Origin of the sequence: Streptomyces violaceorubidus (assembly GCF_000717995.1) — a bacterium.
GTDB lineage: Bacteria > Actinomycetota > Actinomycetes > Streptomycetales > Streptomycetaceae > Streptomyces > Streptomyces violaceorubidus.
Map to the genome: position 1 here is coordinate 1 of NZ_JODM01000116.1, position 1,489 is coordinate 1,489.

Below are 1,489 nucleotides of genomic sequence, written 5' to 3' on the forward strand. Positions count from 1 at the left end.
GCTGCCGTCCGACCTCGCCGACCGGCTCACCACCACCGCTGCCTCGGTCGTCAACGTGTACGGGCCCACGGAGACCACCATCTGGTCCACCGCCGCCCCGTTGACACCGGGTGATGCGGTCACCATCGGCCGGCCCCTGGACAACACCCAGGTCTACGTCCTCGACCAGCACCTCCAGCCGGTTCCGGCGGGTGTGGCCGGGGAGCTGTACATCGTGGGCACTGGTGTGGCCCGTGGGTACCTCAACCGCCCGGCTCTGACCGGTGAACGTTTCACCGCCAACCCCTACGGCCCGCCCGGTACGCGCATGTACCGCACGGGTGACGTGGCGCGCTGGACCGCGAGCGGAGACCTGGAATACCTGCGCCGCGCGGACCAGCAGGTCAAACTCCGCGGCCACCGCATCGAACTCGGCGAGATCGAGACCGTCCTGCGTTCTCACCCGACGGTCTCGCAGGCAGCCGTACTCGTCCGGGACGAACGCCTCGTCGCCTACGTCGTGGGCCAGGACACCGGCGACCTGCGTGCGCATACGGCCCAGACCCTGCCCGCCTACATGGTCCCCTCCGCCTTCGTCACCCTCGACGGCCTCCCCCTGACCGCCAACGGCAAACTCGACCGCAACGCCCTCCCCGACCCCGACTTCGACACCACGACCACCACCGAGCACCGCGCCCCGCGCACCCCGCAGGAAGAGATCCTGTGCGCCCTGTTCGCCGACATCCTCGGCGTCACCCGCGTCGGGATCGACGACAGCTTCTTCGACCTGGGCGGACACTCCCTGCTCGCCACCCGCCTGGTCTCCCGCATCCGCAGCAGCCTGGGCACCGAACTGCCCGTCCGCGTCCTGTTCGAGACCCCGACTGTCGCGGCCCTCGCCGGCCGGCTCAGCCAGGCGGAGACGGCCAGGGAACCCCTGACCGCACTGCCCCGCCCCGACCGCGTTCCGTTGTCGTACGCGCAGCAGCGGTTGTGGTTCCTGCACCAGTACGACCCCGACAGCGCGCTGTACAACATCCCCGTCGCACTCCGCCTCACCGGCCCCCTGGACGAAGCCGCACTGCACGCCGCCCTCACCGACGTGGTCCACCGGCACGAAGCCCTGCGCCTGTTCCGCACCGGGCCCGACGAGCATGTCCTGCTCCTCGTCGTCCACCACATCGCCGCCGACGGCTGGTCCATGGGACCCCTCGCCCACGACCTCACCACCGCCTACACCGCCCGGCACACCGGCCAGAGTCCCAACTGGGCTCCGCTGCCGGTGCAGTACGCCGACTACACCCTCTGGCAGCAGGCACTCCTGGGCGACGAGAACGACGACACGTCCGTCGCCGCACGCCAACTCGCCTACTGGCGGGAGGCCTTGGCAGACCTGCCGCTGGAGCTGGAGCTCCCGACCGACCGGCCCCGCCCGGCCGTGCCCACCCACCAGGGCGGCACCGTCACCTTCACCATCCCCGCCCACCTCCACGAACAGCTGGCCCACCTC

At 70.9% G+C, this 1,489-nt stretch carries 1 protein-coding gene; it reads left to right on the top strand.

Annotated features, from left to right (window positions below):
* Positions 1-1,489, top strand: a 1,489-nt coding sequence (locus IE94_RS0134250; RefSeq protein WP_030192309.1) for a condensation domain-containing protein, incomplete at both ends; no start/stop codon positions are given.